General features: G+C 57.5%; 2 protein-coding genes. One reads left to right on the top strand and one right to left on the bottom strand.

Annotated features, from left to right (window positions below):
- Positions 1-515: 515 nt before the first annotated feature.
- Entirely contained in the window at positions 516-1,319 is an 804-nt protein-coding gene (locus IEW01_RS17590; protein ID WP_188530329.1) for a hypothetical protein, read from the bottom strand.
- 206 nt (positions 1,320-1,525) lie between these two features.
- On the opposite strand from IEW01_RS17590, the gene IEW01_RS17585 reads away from it, so the two are divergent.
- Positions 1,526-2,079, top strand: a 554-nt coding sequence (locus tag IEW01_RS17585; RefSeq protein ID WP_188530327.1) for a helix-turn-helix domain-containing protein, incomplete at its 3' end; no start/stop codon positions are given.

Genomic DNA, 2,079 nt, shown 5'->3' with positions numbered 1-2,079 from the left:
TCCCGCTTGAACTCGTCGCTGTAGTTGCTTGTACCCATGGTCGCCTCCTCGGCTCAAAGTAAGGGGGCAAAGCGTCTACAAATCTAGGGGCACCTCAAACCTTGAGCGGGCCGAAGCGAATCCAGAGTGCAAGTCACTCTGCCTCCCGGGGTTCGACGTGCCTTCGTTTCCCTCACAAGACTGGTTTGGGAAAGGCTCTCCCCGTGCCGAGAGATCTCTATGTGTTGGAAGTCCTAGAGACCGACAGCATTCACATGAACACATTGCCTAGGGAGAAAGCTGGCACATCGGCCAATCCTTGGAGAGGGCGTCTATCAAGGCGCAACTTCACCGAAGTAGTTGTTCACGTCGGCGCGTAGCATCATCCCTAGCTCGAAGGTGTGCGAGGGCCGGGGGGAGGGGGGGGCAATCTCGTCATCGTGCAGCGCGGTTTCTCGGCTTCTCGGCCGTGCTTCACGTGGATCAACCAAGGGCATCCCATTTGCACGCAATTAGGTGCGCGTTGGTGACCGCAGTTACTCCGAGGTAATTGACAAAAGCCGCTCGTCGATCGCCGGTCCCTTGGAATACGAAAAGACGAGCTGGTAGCCGTCTCCATCGATCGTCACGTCTCGTGTGCCTTTGAAGGCTCTCACCACGGCCTCCACGGAGTGCGGCGCATAGCGAGTCGCCAGTGCCGAGATCCAAGACATTGCGATCTTTCTGTCTGCATGGATGCCGTAGCCATTGTCGCGCGTCCAGTCGTTCCACATAATCTTCACGTTCTTGACGCCGCCCTTCCCGTCTTCGTTGACAAAGAGCTTCAAGACTTCGGCTCCTGGGAAGACGCAGCCCCAAAGATCGGGCATGCCAACGTCACGGCTCAGTTTGGGCTTCGGGCATTTCGTGAGATCCTGGACGACAGCAGTCTCAACCTCAAACGATGAAAAGCGCGCGACGCTAAGCAAGGGCCGGGGCTGTACATTGGTGGCAGCGTCAGCGGCGGAATAGCAGGCGTCAGTCTGAATCAGTTCCCCCCGCGAGAAAATGTCGACTTTCTGAAAAGGCCGAATGTGGATCTGCGCCGTCATCCCTTCACGCCCAAGTTCAACCATGACGACGTGCTGCCTATCATCCATAAGCGACGACGTGACCGGCCAAGCGACTTTGGCGCTGTCAGGGTTGATCAGGACCTCCGCTTCGCCCTGGTCATAAACAAGATTGTATTCTCGACGGGGGTTCTCGCAGATCAGGCTTTCTGCGAAGGAGACTCCCACAAACGCGAAAACGGCGACCGTCGAGCACGCAAGCCGAACCGCTCGTATTCTTTCAGAACTCATTCGCCATCTCGCACCTTGAACACACAGGTTCACATGCAATCAGAACGCCTTCGCCAAGTCCACATCCCTTCGAAACATGAGAGCCGTCGTCCGCCTCGTTAAGCGCGGCCTTACGCGTCGCAACGACCATCCGCAACAGGCTGTATCCGACTATGAATCGACGGACTGGTGTGTTTATCGGACCGTAAGATCCTGGTTGTCGCACCATGGATATCTTCGGTCATCGGCGTCATCCCCATGGCCCGAACACCTCGGATCTTTGCTCGCTGACTAGCACAACGCATCAGCAATCGCAGATCATCAAGAGGTGTCCGATGACTTACAGCCCAACCGCCAACATGCTCGCCAAAGCCATCGAGCAGTCCGAGCTGAACCAACGTGAAATCGCCGATCGCGCCGGTTTCAAGAAGGCGAACATCATCTCCATGCTCAAGTCAGGTGAGACAAAGGTCCCGCTCGAACGCATCCCGGCCCTTGCTCACGCGCTCGGCATGGACGAGCGAGAGTTCCTGATGGTGGCCATCGAAGAATACCACCCTGGCGTTCACGAGGTGCTGGTTGATGTGCTGGGCTTGCCCCTTTCGGATGCAGAGCTCGGGATCGTCACGATGTTTCGGATGGCCAGCATGCGCGGCGAAATCGAAGTTGCCGGTCCCTTCCAGAGTAACCATCCGGCGTGGACCGCGGATGGGGGCTGTTCTCAGGTCGTGCCCTCGGGGGCTTTGGGTTTGCGGGGCCGCGGAGCCCATTTCTTCGCAAG

The organism is Sinisalibacter lacisalsi, from assembly GCF_014640115.1.
Classification (GTDB): Bacteria; Pseudomonadota; Alphaproteobacteria; order Rhodobacterales; family Rhodobacteraceae; genus Sinisalibacter; species Sinisalibacter lacisalsi.
This window is presented reverse-complemented; position numbering and strand designations above follow the sequence as displayed.